This window comes from Glycomyces niveus (genome assembly GCF_017592475.1).
Taxonomy (GTDB): domain Bacteria; phylum Actinomycetota; class Actinomycetes; order Mycobacteriales; family Micromonosporaceae; genus Glycomyces; species Glycomyces niveus.
In genome coordinates this window covers 154,717-178,612 of sequence record NZ_JAGFNP010000009.1, presented here as the reverse complement: position 1 = coordinate 178,612, position 23,896 = coordinate 154,717, and the positions used below count along the sequence as shown (strand labels likewise).

The following is a 23,896-nucleotide window of genomic DNA, read 5'->3' as shown; positions in this document are numbered from 1 at the left end:
GGTCAGCTCGTCCTGCCGACGCGCCGCTCGACCTGGGCCGGGCGCGGCAGCCGCGTCCCGGACTCGGCGAGGGCGGTGCCGATGTCGATGATGCGGTCCACGGTGCGGTGCAGGGCCTCCATGCCCTCGGTGTCGGAGAGGACGCCCTGCTCGCCGCCGGAGTGGATGGTCACCGGGAAGCCGCTGCCGACGATGATGAAGCGGTTGAGCAGGAGGTTGTGCAGGAGTTGGGCGTGCACGTCGAGGTGGCCGTAGCGGCGGCCGATGACGACGACGGCGCCGATCGTGTTCGTCAGGGGCCGTTCGAAGCGCAGGTGCCCGACCCCGGCGCGTTCGACGAAGGTCTGCATGAGCGAGGAGAGGCCGAAGCCGTGCACGGGCGCGGCGAGGAACACGGCGTCGGCGGCGATCATGTCGCCGACGATCTCGGCCACGTCGTCGTCCACGGGGCACGGGTCGGGGCGGGAGTTGCAGCGGCCGCAGTCGCAGCGGATGACGCGCTTCTCGGCGAGGTCCACTTGGTGGGTGTCGCAGCCGCGGGCGTGGGCGCGCTCCACGATGGCCTGGACGGCGAGCCAGGTGGAGCCGCGGGACCGCTCGGAGCCGTTGATCGTCAGGATCCTCATGCCGGCGCTCCGGCGTGCTGATCGCGGACGGCGGCGGCGAATCCGGCGAAGAGTCCCATGCCGGCTTCGGTGAGGATGGACTCGGGGTGGAACTGGACGCCTTCGACGAGGTGGCGGCGGTGGCGCAGGCCCATCACGTAGCCGTCGTCGGTCGAGCGGGCGGTGACCTCGAGTTCGTCCGGGAGCGTGTCCTCGACGACGATGAGCGAGTGGTACCTGGTGGCGCGCAATGGCTCCGGCGCCCCGGCGAAGACGCCGCGGCCGTCGTGCCCGATGGCGCTGGTCTTGCCGTGCATGAGGTGGCGGGCGGGCCGCACGCTGGCGCCGAAAGCGACGCCGATGGCCTGGTGGCCGAGGCAGACGCCGAGGACGGGCTTGACGCCGGCGAGGGCGCGGACCATCTCGACGTGCCCGGAGTCCTCGGGGGTGCCGGGGCCGGGGCCGAGGAGCACGAAGTCGCCGTCGTGCGCGAGGGCGCCGGCGGGGGCGATGTCGCCGGAGCGGATCACGTCCGTCTCGATGTCGAGGACGCGCAGGTACTGGTAGATGATGTGCGCGAAGCTGTCGTACGCGTCGATGAGCAGGGCCTTCATGGGGTTTCGCCCTTCGTTGCGGGATCGGCGGCCGGGTCGGTCGCGGCGGTGGGGCCGACGACGGCGTGGATCGAGGAGCCGAGCTTCGCGAGGGTCTCGCGCCATTCGCCTTCGGGCGAGGAGTCGGCGACGACCCCGGCGGAGGCCCGGGCCGTGTAGGCGTCGCCGGAGGCGACGATCGTGCGGATGCTCAGGGCGAGGTTGGTGAACCCGCCGAAGCCGATGACGCCGAACGCGCCCGCGTACATGCCGCGGCGGCTCGTCTCGGTGGTCTCGATGATCTCCATGGCCCGCAGCTTCGGCGCGCCGGTCATGGTCCCGGCCGGGAAGGTCGCGCGGATGACGTCGTAGGCGTCGAAACCGGCGGCGAGGTCGGCGGTGACTGTGGAGACCAGGTGCAGGACATGGGAGTACGTCTCGACGCTCATGAGGACGTCGACCTCGACGGAGCCGGGGTCGGCGACGCGGCCGAGGTCGTTGCGGCACAGGTCGACGAGCATGATGTGTTCGGCGATCTCCTTCTCGTCGCCGCGCAGCCGCATCGAGCGGGCGGCGTCCTCGGCGGCGGTGGCGCCGCGGCGGGCCGTCCCGGCGATGGGCCGCATGGTGAGCCGGTCGGCTTCGATGCGCACGTGGAGTTCGGGGCTGGCGCTGAGGAGCGTGAGGTCGTCGAAGGGCACGAACCCCATGTACGGCGAGGGGTTGTTGGCGCGCATGCGCAGGTACACGTCGAGGTCGGACCGTTTGCCGCGCATGCGGACCTCGTGGCCGATCTGGACCTGGTAGATGTCGCCGGCGCGGATGCGGTCCAAAGAGCGCTCGACGCGTTCGCCGTAGGCCGCGGGGCCGATGGTGAGCTCGGGTTCGACATCGCCGAGGGGCGGTTCGGGGACGGCGGCGGGCGCGGGGGCCGGGGCGGCGAGGGCCGCTTCGACGGCGCGGTGCACGGCGTCGGGGTCGGTCTCGTCCCATGCGGGGCAGTGGGCGACGGTGAGCTCGGCGTCGTCGTTCACGAGGTCGATCTCGATGACGGAGCGGTAGATCCGGAAGACGGCGTCGGGGACGCGGTCGTGGGCCTCGATGAGGCGGGGCAGGGTCTCGATGTAGGTCACGGCGTCGTAGCTGAGGAGGGCGACGAACCCGAACCCGAAGCGCGTGTGGTCAAGGCCGTCGACGTCGAGGCCGCTCTCCAGGTGCCGCAGGGCCTCCCAGAGTCCGGCGCGCTCGTGGAGGCGGAAGAACCGGTCGCCTTCGGGCCGGGTGCCCGCGAAGCCGGCCATGCGCTCGGCCGCCCAAGCGAGCCAGGCTTCGCGGCCGTCGAGCTCGATGACGCCGTCGCGCACGACCACGTCGAGCAGCGGGGCCGCGCCGATCACCGCGCGGGTCTTGTCGGCTGCGGGGCCCGCCAGGGACTCGAGGAGGAAGACCTGCTGCTCGCCTTCGGCGGCGCGGAGTCGGATGAACGACACGAACGGGTCTTCGGCCTGGCACTCGTAGCGCCGCAATTCGATCTTGATGCGGTCAGCGGCTGCGCTCATCGAAGGGGGACCTTTCGCCGAGGGATCGGGCAAAGGCTAGCACCGGGAGGGCAATTGCATTAGGTAGCGCTCCCATACCATTGGGGCCGAACGGGATCAGCCGTATCCATTGAGGTTGATGGTGCGCGAGTCGCGGCTTCTCACCGGACTCACAGGGTCATGATTGCGGTGCTCAGCGGGGGCGCGCTTCCACTGTAGCGCGCTAGGTGTGACGATGGACATAGTCCCGATCACTGGGATGCCGCACCCGGATCGCACAACGCGAGCGTTTGCCTGTGCGCCGTTTCCGGTCACAATGGAATCATCGAGTCCCAGTATTGCCAGATCATTTACTTGCACCCCAGGGGAAACGCATTCCAGGGTGCGCTTGACACGAACCCTCGCGCCTCATACGATCGTCACCGATCTGACACACCGCGTCACTGACACGCACTCGACACCCCTCGACCCGTACCCGCCGTCACGCGATCCGGCCGCTCTTCCCGAATCGCACAGCAGGGCCTTGGCCGTGATCAAAAAGAGGTGCCCGAAAAGAAGATGCTCGCAAATCGCCGCACCACTCGGGATCGCAGCAAAGGCGAATTGCACCTACGAACATTGAATCCAACATCCATTCACACCGAACCACTGTGGATCTGCTCTTGCAATCCATGACCCGCGCCGATACCGCGAGCCGGCCCCGGTCCGAGACTTCCCCCCGGTGCGGATGGATGGCTGCGCGGTCGCGCCCGAGACCGCGACCGCGCAGCCGCCGTCATGCGCCTGCGGCGATCTCCGCCAGCAGCCCCTTCGCGTGGGCCACATCGCGGGCCTGGGTGTTCGTCTCGACGATGAGCGGCACACCGGCCAGCGACGGACTCGCCGCCACGGCCTTGAGCCCTTCGTCGCCGAGGAGGCCCTCGCCGAGGGCCTCGTGCCGGTCGCGGCGGGAGTCCATGTGGTCCTTGCTGTCGTTGAAGTGGATGAGCCCGACCCGGCCGGGCCCGACGGCGGCGTTCAGCGCCTTGAGCGATGCTTCGAAGCCGTCCCGGTCGGCCAGGTGCTCGCCCGCGGCGTGCATGTGGCAGGTGTCGAGGCACAGGCCGACTTCGGCGATGCCGACGGCGTCCAGGTACTCGGCGGCGCTCGCCAGTGTGGACGCCATCGAATTGGCGCCGCCCGCGGTGGGCTCGACCAGGAGCCGGACGGCGGGCGAGGCGTCGGCGAGGACCGTGCGGAACACGGGCGCGAGGCGCCGCAGGGCGGCGCTCCGGTCGCCGTCGATCGACGATCCGGCGTGCACGACGACTCCGAGCGCGCCGATCCGCGCGGCGGACTCCATCGCGACCCGGAGGTTCTCGACCGACTTCTCCACCGTCTCGGGCACCGGCGAGGCGAGGTTCACCAGGTAGGCGGCGTGGAGGTACACGGGCCAGCCGCGTTCGGCGCACTGCTCCCGGAAGTCGTCGGCCACCCCCTGGTCCAGGCGGGGCGGGGCCCAGCCGCGCGGCGAGCCGATGAACACCTGCAACGCCTCGACCTCGAACTCGATAGCATTGGCGATCCCGCGCTTGACCAGGCCGCCTCCCACAGGGACGTGCGCGCCGACCTTGTGGTCCACCGCCTTCTTACGCCTGCCCATCCGACATTCCCCCCGACAGCTCGTCCCATCCGCCCCGCAACCGCCCAGCGTAACGGAAAGCAGAGCCACCAGAGCAGCGCATTCGCAAGCTCGTCCGCCGCCACGCGCCGACGCCCGCACCGACTGGTTCGCCGAAGCGCGCAGAGCTTGTCGGTGGTTCGGGGCACCATTGACGCCATGGCCCGTGCTCCACGCAAGTCCGCGCTCGAGCGGTTCTCGCCCGCGACCGCCGCGTGGTTCAAGGCCGCGTTCGACGCGCCCACGCCCGCGCAGGAGCACGCGTGGCAGGCCCTCGCCGAAGAGAAGGACGTCCTGGTCGTGGCCCCGACCGGATCGGGCAAGACCCTCGCGGCGTTCCTCTCGGCGCTCGACGCCCTCGCGTCGGCGCCGCCGCCGGCCGAGCCGAAGCGGCGCTGCCGGGTCCTCTACATCTCCCCGCTGAAGGCGCTCGGCGTCGACGTGGAGCGCAACCTCGCCGTCCCGCTCGCGGGCATCCGCGCCGAAGCGGCCCGGCTCGGCCTGCCCGAGCCCGATATCAAGGTCGGGGTGCGCTCGGGCGACACGCCGCCCGCCGAGCGGCGGTCGCTCGCGCTCAGGCCGCCGGACATCCTCATCACCACGCCCGAGTCGCTGTTCCTCATGCTCACCTCGAAGACGCGGGAGGCGCTGGCGGGCGTGGAGACCGTGATCCTCGACGAGGTCCACGCGGTCGCGGGCACCAAACGCGGTGCGCACCTGTCGATCTCGCTGGAACGGCTCGACGCGCTGCTGGCGCGGCCCGCCCGCAGGATCGGCCTCTCGGCGACCGTGCGGCCGGTCGAGGAGGTGGCGCGGTTCCTGTCCCCGCAGCGGAACGTCGCGATCGTGCAGCCGCCGTCCGCGAAGGTGTTCGACCTGTCGGTGGTGGTGCCGGTCGAGGACATGGGCGACCTCGCGGGCGCGCCGGTCGCGGGCGCTTCGGCGGCGGCCGAGGCCCGCTCGGCCGGGTCGATCTGGCCGCATGTGGAGGAGCGCATCACCGACCTCGTGGAGCAGCACCAGTCGACGATCGTGTTCACGAACGCCCGCCGGGTGGCCGAGCGGCTTTCGGGGCGGCTCAACGAGATCGAGTACGAGCGGCGGACCGGCCGGAGCCTGCCGGAGGACCACGGCCCGGCCGCGCTGATGGGCAACGCCTCGGCGACCCCGGGCGCGCCGCCGCTGCTGGCCCGCACCCACCACGGCTCGATCTCGAAGGAGCAGCGCAAGCAGGTCGAGGAGGACCTGAAGTCCGGGCGGCTGCGGGCAGTCGTGGCCACCTCCAGTCTGGAGCTGGGCATCGACATGGGCGCGGTCGACCTCGTCGTCCAGGTCGAGGCCCCGCCGTCGGTCGCGTCGGGGCTGCAGCGCGTCGGCCGGGCCGGGCACCAGGTGGGGGCGGTCTCGCGGGGCGTGTTCTTCCCGAAGACCCGCGGGGACCTCGTGCAGTCCGCGGTGGTCGCAGAACGCATGCGGGCGGGCGCGATCGAAGCGCTCACCGTCCCGGCGAACCCGCTCGACGTGCTCGCGCAGCAGATCGTGGCGATGTGCGCGATGGACGACTGGTCCGTGTCCGACCTCCTCGCGACCATCCGCCGCGCCGCGCCGTTCGCGTCGCTCCCCGAATCCGCCTTTGAGGCCACTTTGGACATGCTGGCGGGGCGGTACCCGTCGGACGCGTTCGCGGAGCTGCGCCCGCGCCTGGTGTGGGAGCGCACGACCGGGAACCTGTCGGCCCGGCCGGGCGCGCAGCGCCTCGCCGTCACCTCGGGCGGCACCATCCCCGACCGGGGCCTCTTCGGGGTCTTCCTCGCGGGCACCGACCCGAAGCGCGGCGGCGGCCGCGTCGGCGAACTCGACGAGGAGATGGTGTACGAGTCGCGCGTCGGCGACGTGTTCTCCCTCGGCACCTCCTCTTGGCGCATCGAGGAGGTCACCCGCGACCGCGTCGTGGTCTCGCCCGCGCCCGGCGTGCCCGGCCGACTCCCGTTCTGGATCGGCGACACCCTCGGCCGACCGCTCGAACTCGGCCGCGCCCTCGGCGCGTTCACCCGCGAGATCGCTTCGCTCCCAAAGGATCAAGCGCACCGCCGCCTCAACGCGGCGGGCCTGGACGACTTCGCCGCCCGCAATGCCCTCGCCTACCTCGACGAGCAGCGGGAGGCCACCCGGCACGTGCCCGACGACCGCACGATCGTGGTCGAGCGGTTCCGCGACGAGCTCGGCGACTGGCGCGTGGTCGTCCACTCCCCGTTCGGGGCGCGGGTGCACGCGCCGTGGGCGCTCGCCCTCGGTGCGCGCCTTCGGGAACGCCACGGCGTCGACCCTCAGCTGATGCACCACGACGACGGCCTAGTGCTGCGCCTGCCCGACACCGAGGACTTCGGGTTCGACCCCTCCGACCTCGCGTTCGACAAGGGCGAGATCACCGACATCGTCACCGAGGCCGTGAGCGGCTCGGCCCTGTTCGCCTCCCGCTTCCGCGAGGCCGCGGCCCGCGCGCTCCTGCTGCCGCACCGCCAACCCGGCAAGCGCCAACCGCTGTGGCAGCAGCGGCTGCGGTCGTCGCAGCTGCTCGAGGTCGCCTCCCGGTTCCCGTCGTTCCCGATCATCCTCGAGGCCGTCCGCGAAGTCCTCCAGGACGTGTACGACGTGCCCGGCCTCGCCGAGCTCATGGGCGACATCGAGGCCCGCCGCATCCGCCTGATCGAGGTCGCGACCCCGGAGGCCTCGCCGTTCGCCCGGTCGCTCCTGTTCGGGTACGTCGCGCAGTTCATGTACCAGGGCGACACGCCGCTCGCCGAGCGCCGCGCGGCCGCACTCTCGCTCGACGCCCGTCTGCTCGGCGAACTCCTCGGCCAGGCCGAACTGCGCGAGCTGCTCGACCCGTCAGCGCTCGAATCCCTTGAGCGCGAACGGCAGTGGCTCACCGAAGACCGTCGCGCGCGGGACGCCGAGAGCGTCGCCGACCTCCTGCGCCTCCTCGGCCCGCTCACCGACGCTGAACTGGCTGAACGCGGCGCGGACACCGCTTGGGCCGCTTCACTCGAGGCCGCGGGCCGGGCCTGCCGCGTCAACATTGCGGGCCAGGACCATTGGGCCGCAATCGAAGACGCGGGCCGCCTCCGCGACGCCCTCGGCGTCGAGCTGCCCGCCGACGTCCCGGCCGCGTTCCTCGAGCCCGTGGCCGACCCGCTCGGCGACCTCCTCGCCCGGTACGCCCGCACCCACGGCCCCTTCACTTCCGGGGACGCCGCCGCCCGTTTCGGTCTCGGGACCGCCGTCGCCGAAGGCGTCCTGCAGCGCCTCGCGGCGGACGGCCGCCTCGTCGGCGGCGAGTTCCGGCCCGGCGGCGAGGGCCGCGAATGGTGCGACCCTGCGGTGCTGCGCCGCCTGCGCCGCCGTTCTCTTGCGGCCCTTCGCAAAGAGCTCGAACCCGTCGCCCCGGCGGCGTTCGCCTCGTTCCTGCCCGAGTGGCAGCACGTGGGAGGCGGTCTGCACGGCGTCGACGGTCTCGCCCGCGCCGTCGAGCAGCTGCAGGGCGTGCCGGTACCGGCATCCGCATTGGAGAAGCTGATCCTGCCCGCGCGCGTGGCCGACTACAGCCCGGTGATGCTCGACGAGCTCACCGCCTCCGGCGAGGTCCTGTGGGCCGGGGCGGGGGCACTCTCGGGCACTGATGGCTGGATCGCGCTCTACCCGGCCGAGACCGCGCCGCTGTTCCTGCCCGAGGCGGCCGCGTTCGACGGCAGTCCGCTCCACAGTGCTCTGCTCGATGCCTTCGGCGGCGGCTTCGGTCTGTTCTTCCGCCAGCTCGCCGAACAGGTCCGGGCCGAGCACCCCGAGGCGTCGGAGGCGCAGCTCGCCGCGGCACTCTGGGACCTGGCCTGGGCCGGGCGCGTCACCAATGACACGCTCGCCCCGCTGCGCGCGTTCCTCGGCTCCGGCAGCGCTCCGGGCGCGACCGCGCACCGGGCCAAGCGCACCGCCCCGCGCGGGCGCTACTCCCCCGGCGTCGGCTCGGGCTGGCGCGAATTCCGCGCCGGGACCGGGATCGCCGTCATGCCCACGGTGGCCGGACGCTGGTCGCTCCTGCCCACGCCCGCAACCGATGCGACCGTGCGCGCACACGCCCTCGCGACGGCGCTCCTCGACCGGCACGGCGTGGTCACGCGCGGCGCGGTGGCCGCCGAAGACGTCGAGGGCGGTTTCGCGAAGGCCTACCGGGTCCTCTCGGTCTTCGAGGAGTCCGGCAAGGCCCGCCGCGGTTATGTGGTCGAAGGCCTCGGCGCGGCCCAGTTCGCCGCGAACGGCGCCGTCGACCGCCTGCGCGCCGCGGCCGCCGAACTCGACCGCCCCGGCGAACCGCGCGCCGTGGTCCTGGCCGCGACCGACCCCGCCAACGCGTACGGCGCCGCGCTCCCCTGGCCCGAGCCGCCTTCGGGCGCGGCCCACAAGCCGGGCCGCAAGGCCGGCTCGCTGGTGGTCCTGGTCGACGGCGCGCTCGTCCTCTACCTCGAACGCGGCGGCAGGACCCTGACCGCTTGGCCCGCAGGCGAAACTGCGGCTTCTGACACCGGCCTGCGGGCGGCGGTGGACGCACTCGCCGACGCAGCCCGCTCAGGCGCGACCGGCCCACTCTCGATCGAACGCGTCAACGACGCCTCAGCCCTGTCCTCGCCCCTCGCCCCACTGCTGGAGACGGCGGGCTTCCGACCCACGCACAAGGCGCTCCGGCTCCGGCCCTAAGGACTGTCCCGCACGCAACCCGCCTCGCGCGGCCGGCAAGTTTGGTGTCAGCCCCTCACGAGGCGTACCCTTCCACACCGACAGAAGGGCAGGTGCCGACATGGCAGACGAAACGGGCGCAGCGCTCCGGGTGTACGGGGCCGAGTGGTGCGGGGACTGCCGCCGCACGAAGCGGCAGCTCACCGAGCTCGCCGTCGCGTTCGACTACGTCGACCTCGAGGCCGATCCGGCCGCCGCTGCCGAGGCGCAGGGCATCTCGGGCCGCACGAACATCCCCGTAGTGGTCTACCCGGACGGGACCCACCAGGTCGAGCCGAGCAACGCCGACGTCGAGGCGAAACTCCGCGAGCTGTCGATCCTCAACTGACGGCGGCGCCGAGCCCGCCAGGGCGGGCCCGGCGCCCCTGTCATCTAGCGGAGGCGAGGAACGCGGCGTTGCATTCGCGCTGCAGCGCTTCGTCCGCCCACATCGGGTGCTGCGGCGCGGCGTTCGAGCAGACGACCGTGCCCCAAGCGCCGACCCGCACCGAGTGCGCGACCGCGTCGCGGCAGATCTGCGCTCCGACGGGCCCTTCCTCGAAGTCGCCGTCGCGCGGCGTGTACCCGACCCAGCCTTCGCCGAAGTACACCGGCACGCCCATGCGCGCAGCGTGGTCGGCGGCCACGTCGATCCAGTCCGCGAGGCGGCCTGCCATCGCGATCCGTTGCGCGCCATAGCCGTTGTAGAGGTACCGGTCGAACTTGCCGGGGTCGCACCAGTCGTGCACGTATATCTCGGCGGGCTGCATGATCGAGGCTTTGAGCTTCCAGGCGTGCGCCTCGGGGATCCGCCACTCGGCGAGCGACGGCGCGTCGGCGCTCAACAGTTCGGCGTCGGCCTTCTCCTGCGGGAACCGCGCCGGGTCGCGGCGCAGCCCGAACTCCTCGATGAGGTCGTCCAGGACGCCGTAGACGTACGGGTGGAAGGCCAGCGCGGTCGCGTTGCGCGGCAGGCCGCGCAGGGACCCGATCGGGACGCCGCCGTAGTTGGGGGCACAGAGGACGTCCGGGTGGCGGGCGAGGAACGCGGCGATGCCGGCTTCGAGGCGGCCTTGGAGTTCCACAACGGCGTCCTCCTTGCCGGGCAGCCCGGCGGTGAGATGTCCGATCTGGACCTCGTTGTGGGGCTCGACGCACGCGATTACATGCGCGAGACCGTGTTCGGCGAGGAAGTCCACGAGGTCGGCCTGCGCTTCGGCGAGCACCATGATGCGGTCGTCGGGGTGGACCGCGTGCAGGGCCTCATACCAGGCCGGGCCGGCGGCGAAGGCGGGGCTCTGCTGGTACTCCCACGAGGAGGAGATGATCTTGACGCCGTGCCGGTCGGCGGCCCGCGCGAGCTTCAGCAGGTGCGCCTTGGCGTCGACCACGGTGGCTTCACGCACGTCGTACCAGCGGACGCGCGAACCGTACCCGTCGCCGGTCCCCGCCCCGCCGAGCGGTTCGAGGCGCAGCGCGCTCGTGTCGACGCCGGATTTGAAGAGCAGGAACGGCATCGCGCATATGCGCACCGCGTTGTAGCCGAGGTCGACGGCCCGCGCCACTGCGGCGTCGAGGTCGGCGAAGGGCTCGCCGGGGCCGGTGCGCACGTACCAGGAGAAGTCCCAGAGGGTCATCGCCAGGCGTGCGGGAAGGTGGTCGGGTGTCACGTCGCGGCTCCTTGCGGTCGGTCGTTCCGGCGGCGTCAACCGGCGGGTCCGCGAGCGCGGTCGGAGCCTCGACAGGACGATACTCGGCTCCTCATGCGGACGGCTACGACGATACGAGCGCGTGACGTGCCTGTCGATGGTCATTTCAACGGTGGACATGGATGAAACATCGGTGCGGGTACGCCGCAAGCGCGGCGGCGCCTGCCTCGCTCTCGCCGCCCTGGACACGTTCCCGCCGGCCAGCTGTTCGGCTTCGCCTACGTCCCGATCATCGCCGACTCGGCCCCGGAGAAGGTCGTCACTCGCGAAGGGCCCCTCGGCGAGCAGCAGCCCGAGACCGATCACGGTTTCCGCGACGAGGCCACCGAGGTATCGGCCGACGCCCAGGGCCGCCGCGCGCGCTCCACCGTCGCGCGGATGTCGCTCGTCTTGAACGACCCCGATCAGGCCGGTCAGGCGCTCCGAGTCGGCTACCGCCACACGGGCGGGTCGACCGCGGTCACCATCCGTTTGAACGGCGAACCTGTCGCGGAGCAGACCTGGGACGGCGAGGAAGGCGTCTACGAAGTCGACTATGCCTTGCCGAAACCGCTCCTCACCGCACCGCGCGAGACGTCGTACGAGCTCGAGATCGCCGCGCAAGAGGGAAGACGACGCCCGGACTCATGACCGTGCGGCTGCTTCGCTAGGCCGACTCCGCGCTGCGGCGATGCCGCCGGGCCGCCGACTCTCGTTCCTAGCCTCGGATGAAGTACTCCAGTTCGCCGATGGCCACGGCCTTGCCCTCTTCGTGACCGTAAGCGCCGAGGATGGTGAGGCGCACGGCGGTCACGTCGCTGACCCCGAGTTCGATGGTCTGCGGCTCGGCCGAGTCGGAGAGGGTGAAGGTCTCGGTGACCGCGCCGCCGTCCTCAGTGAACATGCGCAGTTCGATCTCTTCAGGGCGGGATTGGGCGAGGAAGGCCTCCTGGTCGCGGGCGACGCCGGGCGAGACGATCAGGTAGACGAGGCGGACCGGCTCGGTGAAGTCGGCCTGAATCCATTCGCCGACGCCCTCGCCCGCGAGATCCGGGGCCCAGTACTCGTTGGAGATGCCGTCGAAGGCGAACTCGGCGCTGGTCGCCTCGCTTGAGGCGCTGATCGTGCTGGGCGACACCGGCTTCGCCTCGGAGACGCGGTCGCGCAGGTTCTCGAGCCACGGGTGCGAGACGGGGAGCGCCGGGAGGAAGACGATGAGCAGCAGCACGGCCGAGACGATGAGCGAGACCAGCACGAATCGTCTGATATGGAACTTGCGGCGCGGCTTGCGGCGGAAGCCCGCGGCGTGCTCCTTGCGGCGGCGTCGCCAGCGCCGCCACCACGATTCCTTCGCGGGAGGCGCGGTCTGGCGGAGCGCGGTGCCGCAGGAGCGGCAGAAGTGGCGGCTCGGGTCGTTGTCGATGCCGCAGGAGGGGCAGGCGATGCCGGTCGGAGCGGGCGCGGGTTGCGCGGGAATGGCGGCGTCTTCGAGGGTCTGGTTCGGGCCGGTCTGCTGTGGTTGCGCGGCGGGATCCGGGCCGAGGGGAGGCACGGTCGGCTGCGTCGGGACCGCCGCATCAGGCTGGGGGCCTGCGGGCCGCGCAGGATCGCCCGGGACGGGCCGCACCGGCGCTTCCGCGTTCGGACCGCGTTGCGGCACAATGGCACCCGCGGTCGCCTCAGGCGCCGAATCCGTATCTTCTTCCCAGTTCAGGTACTCGCCGCAGACGCCGCAGAACCGGTCCTGCGGGTTCGCGGCCGTGCCGCAGGCTTCGCAAACGATCACCGGTCCGCTCCGTCATTCCTCGTCTTCGGGCAGCTCGACCGTCAGTCCGTTCAGGACGGCGGCGGGCCGGCAGGCGTCGGAGCTCGCGCCGGGCAGGCGCGGGCCCGGCGTCTCGCAGACTACGCGGAGGGTGATCTCCTCCCCTTCGGGCACTTCGATGGGGGTCACGAAGTGGTAGTCGAGGTCGCGGAAGTTCGCCAGTGAGAGCCGGTACTGCAGGTCGCCGTCGATGAGGACTTCGAGGGTTCCGGTGTCGCCCTGCGGGTTCTCGAGGATGAGGTCGGTGAGGGCGAACATCGTGCCTTCGGCGGGCTCGTGGTCGTCGGTCGCGGTCGCGCCGGCGTTCGCGGTGACGTCGAGGCGGATCGTGGTGGCGGTCTCGACCGGCGCGGGCGGGGCCGGGTCCAATGTGGTCCCTGCGAGTTCGTCCAGTACTTCCTCTGCCAGCGCCTCAGCCGATTCGCCTTGGGCGGCGGCCTCTTCCGCGTCCTCCTGCGCGGCGGAGGCCTGCTCGCCCAGGGCCTCTAGCTCGTCGGCGAGCGCCTCGGTGGCCGCGGTCTCGACCGCGGGTTTGAGCAGGAACATCCAGGCGGCGATGAGCAGCGCGATGAGGGCGAGCAATGCGGCGAGCCAGCGCCCGGTCGAGCGGGGGAAGAACGGCCGCTGCACAAGGCTGCCGTCCATGACGTGCGGTTCGGCGCCCTCGCGGACGGCCGCGGCCCGGAACGGGTGGGTGACCGGGCCGCCGCGCCAGCGGCGCTTGCGGGCGCGGACCTTGAGCTTGCTGAACATCGCCTGTCCGGGTGGGACGACGAGCAGTTCCGGGTCCGGGGTGATCTCGAGGTTGCCGTCGGGGTCGGCGCCGCTGAGGCCGACTTCGATCGGCACGTTGCCGCGGTTGTCGACCGCGACCTCGTGCCGGCCGCGGCGGCGGCCGGTCGAGGTGTGCGGGATGAGCTCGGCGGTCGTCTCGTAGAACGGCTCGACGCGCAGCTCGCCTTCGACGACTACGGCCGTGCCGGGCTGCTCGGTCGGGATCACGCGGACCGCGTACGGGACCGGCCCGGCGGGCACGCTCGGGAGTCGCGGCGGGGAGAACACGATCTGGACGGCCTGGTCGCGGCCGGGGTAGATCGAGAGCTCCTGCGGTTCGACGACGGCCCAAGCGGCGGGCGCGCCGAGGACCTCGAACCGGTAGGACTCGACGATCTTGCCCGTGTTGTGGACCGACAGCGGGGACGCGGCGGACTGGCCGCACACGACGTCGAGCACGGGCTGACTGAGAGAGGCGACGGTGGCCATAACTGGACGGTAAGGGCGGCGGCTCTTTGCGGAGGTGGGGCTAGGGGAAGCGAAGGAGGCAGCATTCGGTGCCCGTTCGACCCGCCGCAGCCCGTCATCGAAGACCGATCCCATTCGTACGGAGGGCCGTTCACTCGAACGAGGGAGCCCTTACGGCTGGTAGCCGGTCGACCGCTCAGTGGATTCTCCCAGTGCCGCAGCGGGCATAGCCTGCTGCTACCCCGGCAGCCCCTCCGATTCCCTGGGAGTCGACGTGTCCGTCAATGCTTTCCCGCAGGGCCCCAACGGTCCTCAGCCCGGTTTTTGGTCCCGGTTCTCGACCGCCCAGATCGTCGCCATGGTCATCGCGACCGCCGTCGTCGCGATCTGCCTCATGGGCCTGCTCCTCGGCGCCATCGTCGGCCCGGCCGAGCCCGAGGTGACGCCGTCCCCGACACCGTCCGAGACCGCGAGCCCGACCGAAGCACCCTCGAGCGAATCGCCATCCGCCGTGGAGCCCACGACCGAACCGCCGACCACCGAAGCGGCGGCGACCGAAGCGGCCGGCGAAGGCGCGGGCGGGTCGGAGGTCTACTACGAGAACTGCGACGCCGCAAGGGATGCCGGCGGGGCGCCGGTCCATGAAGGCGAGCCCGGATACCGCGCCGGGCTCGACGGCGACGGTGACGGCGTCGGCTGTGAAGACTCCTCCAGTGGCGGCGGCTCGGGCGGCGATTCCGGAGGCGGGGACTCAGGCGGCGGTTCCGGCGGCGACGATGGCGATGACGACGGGGGCGGCAGCGTCTCTTACGAGAACTGCGATGCGGTGCGCGCCGCCGGGGCCGACCCGATCCACGCCGGCGATCCCGGGTACGGGTCGCACCTCGATCGGGACGGTGACGGGGTCGGCTGCGAATAGGAGTGAGCCCGCAGACTGTCGCCTGCGGGCTCGGACGGGCAGCCGGGACCGGCATCGCGGCTGCCCGCGTCTTATCTCAGGGTCCAGCGCTGGTTGGCGGTACCGCTGCAGGCCCACAGGATCAGCTGGGTGCCGTTAGCGGTAGCGGCGCCGTTGGCGTCCAGGCAGAGACCGTTGTGGACGTTCGTTATGGTGCCGTTCGAGTTCACGTTCCATCGCTGGTTCGCGCCGCCGGAGCAGTCCCAGACCACGGCCTTGGTGCCGTTGGCGGTGCCCCAGCCTTGGGCGTCGAGGCACTTTCCGGCCACTTTCAGTTCACCCGACGCAGTGCGGGTGACCTGCTGGTTGACGTTGCCGTTGCAGTCCCACAGGACGGCCTGGGTGCCGTTCGCGGCCGGGGAGCCGGGGACGTCGAGGCAGCGGTTCGAGGCGGCGCCCACGATCGCGTTGGCGTTCGACGTCTGGCCGGTCAGGCCGAAGAAGCGGAGCGTCTCGGCCTCACGGATCGGCGGGAAGTGGTTGACGCCGTTCAGGCTGTTGGCCTCGACCGGGGCCTGGCCGCCGGTGCCGCCGTAGCGGGTGCGGGTCCAGTCGGGTTCAGGCGTGTCGGTGTAGTCGGCGGTCTGGTCGGTGCCGTTGACGTTCGTCCACTGGTCGATCTCCTCCCGGAAGTTCGGGTAGCGGAGCGCGTCGTCTTCAGTGCCGTGCCAGAGCTGCATGCGCGGCCACGGCCCGCTGTAGCCGGGGTTGGCGTTGCGGACGGCGTCGCCCCACTGCTGCGGGGTGCGGTCGATCCGGCCCTCGGAGCACTCGGAGTTCCACATCGAGCCGTTGTCGGTCGCGAAGCAGGTGAAGGGCACGCCGGCGTACGCCGAGCCGGCCTTGAAGACCTCCGGGTAGACGCCGAGGAGCACGTTGGTCATCATCGCGCCCGAGGAGAAGCCGGTGGCGAAGATGCGGTTGCGGTCGGCCCCGTGGTTGGAGAGCACGTAGTCGACCATGGACTTGATGCTGACCGAGTCGCCGCCCGTGCCGTTGAGCGAGGCCGGGGATGAGACGTCGAAGCACTTGTAGTCCCGCGTCACGTGCGGGTAGATCACGATGTAGCCGTACTGCTCCGCCAGCTCGTCGTACTGCCAGCCGAAGGCTTCGGACGCGGAGCCGTTGCACCAGTGGCTGGCGACCACGATTGCCGGGTTCGGGGCGACGTTGTCGGGCACGTACAGGTACATCGCCAGGCCGCCGGGGTTGTTCCCGAAGTTCGATACCTGGGTGAGCTGCGCGGCCTGGGCCGGCTTGGGGGCCGTGAAGACCGCTAGCGCGGAGGCGAGCGCGAGCGCGATCGCGAAGACCGCCGCCGCGCCGCGGCGCCAGTGGAGGAGTCCTGCCATGGAGGCTTCTTTCTCTCGGGGAAGCGGCCGCCGGTGGCGAGAGATCCGATGAGTGCGGTGCGGCCGCATCGGCGCCCCGCCTTCCATCGCCCTGGGTTCGAGGCGGAACGCGGCCGTCGTCCTGAAATTAGTTGGTAGATACAACAAACAATGATGGATGTCGACATCTCAATTTGTCAATAGATTGGATGAATTCTCCTGAGTAAGGCCGAGACTCCGCGGCCCGCTGCCCGATCGGGCAGCGATGAGCGCCCTCGGCCGCGGTCGCTCGGACCTTCCGGAGCGGCCGGGCTGCGGGACCATCGAGGGTGCGGGCGCGTGCCCGCACCCCGGCGAGCGAGGTGGTCATGCGGGTCCTGCTGCGAGCATTGCTGGCCGCGGTCGTCGCGTTGGCGACGGTGGCGGTCGTCTGGAACGCCGTCAACGCCGACCCGCCCACATTGGAGGAGCTCGGCGACCCCACCGAAGGGCGCTTGGCGTACTCGGAGCTGCGGTACGGGCGCAGCACCGTCGCGCACCTCGACGACGGCGGCGAGACGTACTTCCCGCTCGACGAGTACGGCCTGAACAACGTCCTCCAGGCCGAGCAGCGAGGCGGCGTCATGGTCTTCGCCAGCGACCTCGGCACCGGCGACGACCTGCACCGAGAGATCTTCGCCCGCGTCGGCGAGGAGGTCTTCCAGGTGACGGACAACGGTTCGCTCAACCACCGCCCGTCCGTCTCCCCGGACGGCCAGTGGGTGGCCTACGAGAGCCGGGACTCCGAGTCCGGGACCTGGCGGATCCACCTCATCCGCATCGACGGCACGGAGGAGCACGCGCTCGAGGCCGTACCGGAAGGCGCCCGGTGGCCGACCTGGTCGCCGGGCAGCGACGCCATCGCCTACGAGTCGGCGAGCCGGATCTTCCGGGTGCAGGCCTTCACCGAGGGTGCGGAGCCGCTCCAGTTGACCGACATCCCTTCAGCGGAGCCGAACTGGAGCTACGACGGGGACGGCGGCGCGTGGATCGCCTTCTCCGGCTACCCGGGCGACGGCGGCCGGGAGGTCATGGAGATCCCGGACGACTTGTGCGGCAACGAGTTCCCAAGCTTCTGCACCCCGTACCGGACCCTGTTCGAGGCGGGCTGGACCGAGGACGCCTACGAGCCGGCGTACACGCCCACGGGGATCGCCTTCACCACCACCGACATGGACGTGTACGGGCAGGTCTACCTGTACGAGCCTGATGACGGCGGCGGCTCGTTCACGCAGATGTCGGTGGACGTGCGGCGGGCGGGCCACCCGACGTGGCTCGGCGAGGCCGTGGGGTACGCGACCGAGCTCGACCAGAGCCGGGTCTGGACCTCGCTGCCGGACGGCACCGACCCCCAGCCGCACAGCGGCACCGCGCCGTTCATCGCCGACGAGGAGCCCGCGTACTCCCCCGACGGGCGGCGCCTCGCTTACAACACGGAGGTCTTCGACGAGGACTGGCGGTCGCTCAGCGGGTCCGTCCGCATCGACGACCTCGACGACCCGGCCGCCGAGCCGGTCGTGCTGGAGGCGCCCGAGGCCGAGTACTACCGGGCGCCCGCGTTCTCCCCGGACGGTCGGTTCCTCGCCGTGGAGCACTGGTTCCAGTACCCGCCGGACAGCGAGAACGCCCTCTACATCTCCGAGATCGCGGTGTTCGACCTGGCGGACCCTACCGCGCCCGTGCGGCGGCTGCCGCACGCCGAGGCCGTGGACGAGAGCGACCGCATCTGGGCCTCAGTGGACTCCGGGCCGTCCTGGTCCCCGGACGGGACGCGCATCGTCTACGCGCGCGGCTGGGCCCCTATCGGCGACGCCGACGAGTTCGACGACTACCCGCCGCTCCCCTACTCGTCCTACGCCACCTACCTGCATGTGATCGATGCCCAGTTCGCTGCCGCCCCAAGGCAGATCACGTCCGCGCCCGAAGAGGCGTACACCGACGACTGGAGCGCCGCATGGTCCCCTGTGGACTCCGGGCTCGTCGTGTTCGTGCGGGCCAGCCGGCTGTGGTCCGTCGATCCGGACGACTGCACCGGCCCCGCCGAGAACCCGTGCACGAACGCGGTGGTCCCGCTCGCGGGCGACCTCAACGATCGGGACCTCTCGAGCCCGGCGTTCTCGCCCGACGGCACCGCGCTCGCCGTCGTCGCGGGCTTCGAGTACAGCCCCGGGATCGCCGCCATCACCCCGCTCGCCGCCGTCGACCCGATCTACGACGACACGACCATCTGGACCCTTCCGGCCACCGGCGGCGAAGGCGTCCAGATCAGCGAGGACGCGGACTACTACCGCCAGTTCGGCAGCCCCGCATGGCAGCCGACCGCCGACATGGCGCTGCACATGGAACCCGACCCGGCGGTGGTACTGCTCGGCGACGACTCGACCGTGACCCTCACCGTCTCGAACCTGGGGCGCGCGCCGAGCGCGGCGAGCGTCCAGATCACACTGCCGCCGGGGCTCACCGTGGTCTCGGCTCCGGCCGGCTGCACGGCCGACGGTGCACTGTGCCAAGTGGACATGATGGCGACGCGGACGCAGTCGCAGATCGACCTCGTCGTCAGCGGCGACGCGCTCGGCGAGCAGCCGGTCGAAGCGGTCGTCACGCCCGTCGCGGTCGACCCGGACCCCGAGAACAACACCGCCGCGACGGCGATCACCGTCGAACCGCGACCGGACGAACCTTCAACGCCCCCAGGGCAACCGCGACTGACGGTGGTGGCGGCTGTCGAGCCGACGCCGGGGTACGTGGGCGGCGACGACCTCGCGGTCACGTTCACCGTCACCAATACCTCGACCGTGCCGATCACTTCAGCGCAGCTCACCGCGACCCTGCCCGAGGAACTGCCGTTGGCCGACGCGCCTCCGGGCTGCCTGCCGGGAGCGCCCTGCGAGGTCGGGCCGCTGCTCTCCGGCGCCTCCACGGACGTGGTGTTCACGCTGTCGCCCGACGCGGCCGTCGAAGCCATCGCCTCCGCCACGGTCACCGCCGACGGCGCGCCCTCGGCGGCCGACGACGCACCGGTCGTGGTGATCCAGCCGCGGATCGAGGTCAACCCCGGCCTCGGGCCGCCGGGACGGCCGACCCGGGTCACCGGCACGGACTTCCCGCCCGGCGCGGTCGTCGAAGTCAAGTGGGACGGAGGTCTCATCGGACAGTCCACTGAAGTCACCGTCACGGCGGGCGGGACTTTCACCGCGACGCTGCTGGTGTTCGGCCACGACCAGCTCGGCCAGCGCGACGTGCTCGCCGATCCGGTGTCGGGGCGGGCATTCGGCACCGTGAAGACCCCGTTCCTGGTGGTGCCGGGCGGGTTCAGTCCGCCCGACTTCGTCGGGAGGCGGTGATGCCCGCGCGGGCAGCCGCGGCTGCCCCCTCGACTGCCCCGGCGGCGGGTCAAGGAACCTGCGGGACAACGGACAGTAGGACCAGGCGCGAACGAGCGAGGTGACGGTGGCGAGCGGGACCTTGAGAGCGACGGCCGAGCGGACGCACTCGGCTCCCGCCCCTGCCCGCAAACCGCACCCGCACCCCGCGCGGCCCGCCGGGGGCGTCGGCCAGCTGCTGTGGCTGCAGGCCGCCGCCGGCAACGCCGCCGTGTCGAAGATGATCAACGCCAAGAAGACCGAAGCGCCGCAACCGAATGCGCAGCCCGCGATGGCGGTGCAGCGGGACGCCGGGTCGTGCCCGGCCCCACCGGTCGCCCCGCCCGGGACCACCGCCGATCAGGACCCGAAGTTCCAGCAGGTCAAAAAGGACGTCGCGCGCAAGGGCAAGACCGCCAAGGCACATCCGAACGCGCAGCACGAGGTCGGCGAGGCCCAGGCCGCCGCCGAGCCGCCCGCCGACGACCGCGAGGCGCAGGCGAAGGCCGCGCACACCGCCGAGATGGCTCAGGCCAAGCCCGCCGGGTTCGACAAGGCCGCGTTCATCGCCGCCGTCACCGAGGCGATCGCGGCCCAGCGGCCGCAGACGAACGAGGAGGCCACCGACTTCGCGTCCTCCGGCAAGGCCGGCGAGATCAAGAACCAGGTCAGCGGCATGGTGACCGAGGGGAAGGACAAGTCGGGCAAGGAGATCGCCGACTCCAGCAAGAAGGCGCCGGACCCCGGTGCGGCCGTGGAGAAGCCGGTCACGCCGATGACCCCGCCCAAGCCCGCCCCCGACCTCAAGCCGCCGGACGGGAAGAAGGCGATCCCGGACAAGGCCCCGGCCGAGCAGACCGAGCTCGGGTCGACCAAGTGCGAGCTGAACGAGAAGATGGCCGGGGCGGGCGTCACCGAGACGCAGCTCAAGAACTCGAACGAGCCCGAACTCATGGGCGCGGCCGACGCGAAGGGCAAGGCCGAAGAGCACGCCGCGACCGCGCCCGCGCAGATGCGCGCCGACGAGCAGGCGCAGCTGACCTCGAACGTCGCAGGCGCGCAGGCCGCCGGCGCCGCGGGCGTCACCGGCATGGTCGGCGACAACGCCCGCGCGATCGGCCGGGCCGGGTCGAACAAGAACGCCGCGAAGAGCCGGGACGAGCGCGAGCGGGCGCGCATCAGCGGCGAGATCAAGCGGATCTTCGACACCACCAAGACCGAAGTGGACGGCATCCTCGGGGGCATCGACGCCAAGGTGGACACGCTCTTCACGGCGGGAGAAGCCAAGGCCCGCGCGGTGTTCGAGGCCGACCACCAGCGGCGCATGCGCGAATACGAGGACGCGCAGGACCTCGTCACGTGGATCGCGGACAAGTTCCGGCCCACCCGGCCCGAAGTGCTGCAGATCTTCACCGACGCCGCCAAGACCTACGAGCGGGAGATGCAGAAGGTCATCTCCAACATCGCCGATGTCATCGGCGCCGAACTCGACAAGGCCACCGCCCGCATCCAGCTCGGCCGCGACCAGGTCGCCCGGTTCGTCGCCGAGCAGCCCCGCGAACTCCGGAACATCGCCCAAGAGGCCGCGGGCGAGATGGGCGACCAGTTCGAGTCGCTCGACGCCTCCGTCACCGAGAAGTCCTCCGCGCTCGCCGAAGACCTCGCCTCCAAGTACGCCGAAGCGCGCGCCGGGGTCGACGCGAGGGTCCAAGAGCTGCAAGCGGAGCACCGCAGCTGGCGCGACCAGGCCGTGGACGCCGTCGAAGGCGCGATCGACACCATCACGAAGCTCAAGGACATGCTGCTGGGCGTCCTCGCCCGCGCCGCGGGCGCGATCGACAAGATCATCGCCGACCCGATCGGCTTCCTCGGCAACCTCGTCACGGCCGTCAAGAACGGCGTGTTGGCCTTCGGCGCCAACATCGCCACCCACCTCCAGGCGGGCCTGAAGGCCTGGCTGCTCGGCAGCCTGTCGAGCGCGGGCATCGAGATCCCGGAGGAGTTCGACGTCAAGGGCATCCTCAAGATGGTCCTGTCCATTCTGGGCCTGACGTGGCCGGCGATCCGCGCGCGCATCGTGCGGTTCATTCCCGAACCGGTCATGGCCCGGCTCGAGCAGATGGTCGAGGTCGTCCAGATCCTCGTCACCGAGGGAGTGCCGGGGCTGTGGCGCTGGATCGTCGAGAAGCTCGGGGATCTCAAGGAGATGGTGCTCGGCCAGATCAAGGAGTTCGTGGTCTCCAAGATCATCCAGGCCGGCATCGTCTGGATCATCTCGATGCTCAACCCGGCGGCGGCGTTCATCAAGGCCTGCCAGGCGATCTACAACATCGTGATGTTCTTCGTGAACCAGGCGGCCCAGATCAAGGAGTTCGTCGACGCGGTCCTCGACGGCATCGACTCGATCGCCTCCGGCGGCGGCGGCGCGGTCTCGGCCCTGATCGAGGGCGCGCTCGCGAAGGCGCTGCCGATGGTCATCGGCTTCATGGCGAGCCTCTTGGGGCTGGGCGGCATCTCCGAGAAGATCCGCGGCATCCTCCAGAAGGTCCAAGAACCGGTCGGCAAGGTGATCGACAAGGTCATCGGCACGATCGTGAAGATCGGCAAGAGCCTCTTCCGGAGGCTCACGGGCCGCGGCGGGGACACCGCCCGCAGCGAGGCCGTCAAGCGCAAGGCCGAGGACATGCTCACCGGTCCGACCGCGGCCCGCTTCGAGGACAAGGCGGGCCTCGACCGCGTCGTCGCGAACGTGCTCACGACGCTGCGGCCCGAGGGCCTCCGGACCCTCACTGCGGTCCCCAACCGCGAGGACCCGAGTCAGTTCGACATCATCGCGACCGCCAGCGCACCGAAGAAGGTCGGCCACGCGCGCACCACGGTCGGCGTCGCCTCGCCGGCGGAAATCGCGCAGGCGCGGACGCACCTAGGCAAGCGGTTCAAGGTCGTCTCCTCCGGGCGCGTCGCGCAGGTCACCGAGATCCAGGAGGCGCATGGCTTCGTGATCCTGACCTACGACAACGAAAGGGGCTACGGCGGCCGCAGCCAGTCCAGCGAGGGCCGCCCCGGGTTCCGCGTCCAGGAGTTCCTCGCGAACGTCACGGCCGGCGGCCCGAAACTCGTCGATGCGGGAGGCACCGCGACGCAGACGGCGTACACGCTCAACGGGTTGGACCTGCGGAACGAGTATCACGCCGTGCGCCAGATCTTCTACGCCAACCCCGGCGGCGACTACCGGTCGGCGCTTCCCGCGCCGTCCGGTACGTTCACCTGCCCCGGCTGGCGCACGCACAGCGACCCGCTGCGGAGGGTCCCCCACCCGGCCGCGGCGGCGGAATGGTCGGTCGACCACCGGAGGTCGGTCGCGAACCACTGGAACATCGACGGCCGCAAGGGCGGGCAGGCGGCGCGCAACCTCTTCTGGACCAGCGCCGGGAACCTCGTCGGGCTCTGCTCCTCGTGCAACTCGAGCAAGGGCTCCGCCGACCTGAACACGGGCGTCCGTGAGAACTACCTGGCCCAGGTGATCATCCCGGCCTTCACCGGCCCGGACGGCCGCCCCTAACCTGGTACGAGCGCACGATCCGAGTTTCTCAGCAGCCGAACGAAGCTGAGGAGCCGGAAGTGCCCATTGTGCTGCACGACGGGAGATGCCTAGGACTGCATTGCTGCAGCCCGCATCCCCGGCGCATGTGAGCGGTCCGGTGGCATCCCGACTGACCGTCCTTGTCAGGACGGTTCAGCGGGTAGCACCGTTCAGGTCCGTAGCCGAGAGCGAAGGTGTCTGTTCCAACGCAACACGACGTCCGTGCAATGCAGGCAGATGGCCAGAGGCTTATGTCGTAGTCTGCTTACCACCATCTCGTTCACCTACACGGATTCCGTATCCCTGTACGTACTCTCAATTATCCAGGCATGCACCTGCGACTACATCACCCACAAGACGAGAAAGCATTCACATTCCCCCAATCCGGCTGCATCCCAAGTTCAAACAGGTCCGGTCGAGGCGGAACCAGGCCGGCCCAGGGCGAGCGGATCCGGGGCGAGCCGGGCCGAGTCGGGGCGGGCGGATCCGAAGCCGGCCGGGGCTGGGCCGTTTCAGGCGAGAAGCCGCCCGAAGCGGAGGGACGCCGTCCAGACCGACTCGAATCGAGCGCCGGGCCAGACCGATTCGAATCGGCCCTGGCAACCGCCGCCCAAGCCGACCCCGCCGCCCACCCCTGCGTCGCTGATCGGTTTGAGCGCAACCGGTCAGAGACCAGGGAGCCGTCAAAGGCGCGCCAGGCCGAGC

14 protein-coding genes are annotated in these 23,896 nt (G+C 71.0%); 6 read left to right on the top strand and 8 right to left on the bottom strand.

Annotated features, from left to right (window positions below; translation table 11 throughout):
- Positions 1 to 2: 2 nt before the first annotated feature.
- The 4 genes from J5V16_RS16610 to J5V16_RS16595 form a co-directional block, all read right to left on the bottom strand.
- A complete protein-coding gene (locus J5V16_RS16610) occupies positions 3 to 626 on the bottom strand; it encodes a flavodoxin family protein (protein ID WP_208497566.1) in 624 nt (207 codons plus the stop codon).
- Complete coding sequence (locus J5V16_RS16605) at positions 623 to 1,219, bottom strand: anthranilate synthase component II (protein ID WP_208497565.1); 597 nt, start codon at positions 1,217 to 1,219, stop codon at positions 623 to 625. Before J5V16_RS16605 ends, J5V16_RS16610 begins: the two co-directional genes overlap by 4 nt.
- Positions 1,216 to 2,757, bottom strand: coding sequence for an anthranilate synthase component I family protein (locus J5V16_RS16600; protein WP_208497563.1), 1,542 nt, complete (start codon positions 2,755 to 2,757; stop codon positions 1,216 to 1,218). Before J5V16_RS16600 ends, J5V16_RS16605 begins: the two co-directional genes overlap by 4 nt.
- A gap of 754 nt (positions 2,758 to 3,511) precedes the next feature.
- Positions 3,512 to 4,378, bottom strand: a complete 867-nt coding sequence (locus tag J5V16_RS16595; RefSeq protein ID WP_208497561.1) for a deoxyribonuclease IV — start codon at positions 4,376 to 4,378, stop codon at positions 3,512 to 3,514.
- A 177-nt stretch (positions 4,379 to 4,555) separates the two neighbouring features.
- Here J5V16_RS16595 and J5V16_RS16590 point away from each other — a divergent pair, with 177 nt between their 5' ends.
- Positions 4,556 to 9,145 carry an ATP-dependent helicase gene (locus J5V16_RS16590; protein ID WP_208497559.1) on the top strand — a complete coding sequence of 1,530 codons (4,590 nt, stop codon included), beginning with the start codon at positions 4,556 to 4,558 and terminating at the stop codon, positions 9,143 to 9,145.
- Between the two features lie 100 nt (positions 9,146 to 9,245).
- Positions 9,246 to 9,512, top strand: a complete 267-nt coding sequence (locus J5V16_RS16585; RefSeq protein ID WP_208497557.1) for a glutaredoxin domain-containing protein — start codon at positions 9,246 to 9,248, stop codon at positions 9,510 to 9,512.
- A gap of 40 nt (positions 9,513 to 9,552) precedes the next feature.
- On the opposite strand, the gene J5V16_RS16580 is transcribed toward J5V16_RS16585, so the two are convergent.
- A complete protein-coding gene (locus J5V16_RS16580) occupies positions 9,553 to 10,833 on the bottom strand; it encodes a cellulase-like family protein (protein ID WP_208497556.1) in 1,281 nt (426 codons plus the stop codon).
- 168 nt (positions 10,834 to 11,001) lie between these two features.
- On the opposite strand from J5V16_RS16580, the gene J5V16_RS25570 reads away from it, so the two are divergent.
- On the top strand, positions 11,002 to 11,502 hold the full coding sequence (locus J5V16_RS25570; protein ID WP_307792995.1) for a DUF6805 domain-containing protein: 501 nt from the start codon (positions 11,002 to 11,004) through the stop codon (positions 11,500 to 11,502).
- Between the two features lie 67 nt (positions 11,503 to 11,569).
- Here the strand turns inward: J5V16_RS25570 and J5V16_RS16570 are convergent, their stop codons facing one another.
- The gene (locus tag J5V16_RS16570) at positions 11,570 to 12,637 is read right to left on the bottom strand and encodes an NADase-type glycan-binding domain-containing protein (protein ID WP_208497554.1); all 1,068 of its coding nucleotides are present in this window, start codon (positions 12,635 to 12,637) and stop codon (positions 11,570 to 11,572) included.
- Between the two features lie 12 nt (positions 12,638 to 12,649).
- The gene (locus tag J5V16_RS16565) at positions 12,650 to 13,939 is read right to left on the bottom strand and encodes a COG1470 family protein (protein ID WP_208497553.1); all 1,290 of its coding nucleotides are present in this window, start codon (positions 13,937 to 13,939) and stop codon (positions 12,650 to 12,652) included.
- A 253-nt stretch (positions 13,940 to 14,192) separates the two neighbouring features.
- Between J5V16_RS16565 and J5V16_RS16560 the strand changes: the two genes are divergently transcribed.
- Positions 14,193 to 14,837, top strand: coding sequence for an excalibur calcium-binding domain-containing protein (locus tag J5V16_RS16560; protein ID WP_307792994.1), 645 nt, complete (start codon positions 14,193 to 14,195; stop codon positions 14,835 to 14,837).
- Positions 14,838 to 14,908: 71 nt separating this feature from the next.
- Here the strand turns inward: J5V16_RS16560 and J5V16_RS16555 are convergent, their stop codons facing one another.
- Entirely contained in the window at positions 14,909 to 16,228 is a 1,320-nt protein-coding gene (locus tag J5V16_RS16555; RefSeq protein WP_208497552.1) for an extracellular catalytic domain type 1 short-chain-length polyhydroxyalkanoate depolymerase, read from the bottom strand.
- A gap of 347 nt (positions 16,229 to 16,575) precedes the next feature.
- Here J5V16_RS16555 and J5V16_RS16550 point away from each other — a divergent pair, with 347 nt between their 5' ends.
- Both J5V16_RS16550 and J5V16_RS16545 read left to right on the top strand, forming a co-directional pair.
- Positions 16,576 to 19,590, top strand: coding sequence for a DUF11 domain-containing protein (locus tag J5V16_RS16550; protein WP_208497551.1), 3,015 nt, complete (start codon positions 16,576 to 16,578; stop codon positions 19,588 to 19,590).
- A 106-nt stretch (positions 19,591 to 19,696) separates the two neighbouring features.
- A complete protein-coding gene (locus J5V16_RS16545) occupies positions 19,697 to 23,170 on the top strand; it encodes a hypothetical protein (protein ID WP_208497550.1) in 3,474 nt (1,157 codons plus the stop codon).
- The last annotated feature ends 726 nt before the right edge of the window (positions 23,171 to 23,896 follow it).

Bases quoted from the DNA above. Each gene is read 5' to 3' on its own strand.
- J5V16_RS16610 (WP_208497566.1), bottom strand. From the start codon at position 626: ATGAGGATCCTGACGATCAACGGCTCCGAGCGGTCCCGCGGCTCCACC.
- J5V16_RS16590 (WP_208497559.1), top strand. From the start codon at position 4,556: ATGGCCCGTGCTCCACGCAAGTCCGCGCTCGAGCGGTTCTCGCCCGCG.
- J5V16_RS16595 (WP_208497561.1), bottom strand. From the start codon at position 4,378: ATGGGCAGGCGTAAGAAGGCGGTGGACCACAAGGTCGGCGCGCACGTC.
- J5V16_RS16600 (WP_208497563.1), bottom strand. From the start codon at position 2,757: ATGAGCGCAGCCGCTGACCGCATCAAGATCGAATTGCGGCGCTACGAG.
- J5V16_RS16565 (WP_208497553.1), bottom strand. From the start codon at position 13,939: ATGGCCACCGTCGCCTCTCTCAGTCAGCCCGTGCTCGACGTCGTGTGC.
- J5V16_RS16585 (WP_208497557.1), top strand. From the start codon at position 9,246: ATGGCAGACGAAACGGGCGCAGCGCTCCGGGTGTACGGGGCCGAGTGG.
- J5V16_RS16550 (WP_208497551.1), top strand. From the start codon at position 16,576: ATGCGGGTCCTGCTGCGAGCATTGCTGGCCGCGGTCGTCGCGTTGGCG.
- J5V16_RS16555 (WP_208497552.1), bottom strand. From the start codon at position 16,228: ATGGCAGGACTCCTCCACTGGCGCCGCGGCGCGGCGGCGGTCTTCGCG.
- J5V16_RS16605 (WP_208497565.1), bottom strand. From the start codon at position 1,219: ATGAAGGCCCTGCTCATCGACGCGTACGACAGCTTCGCGCACATCATC.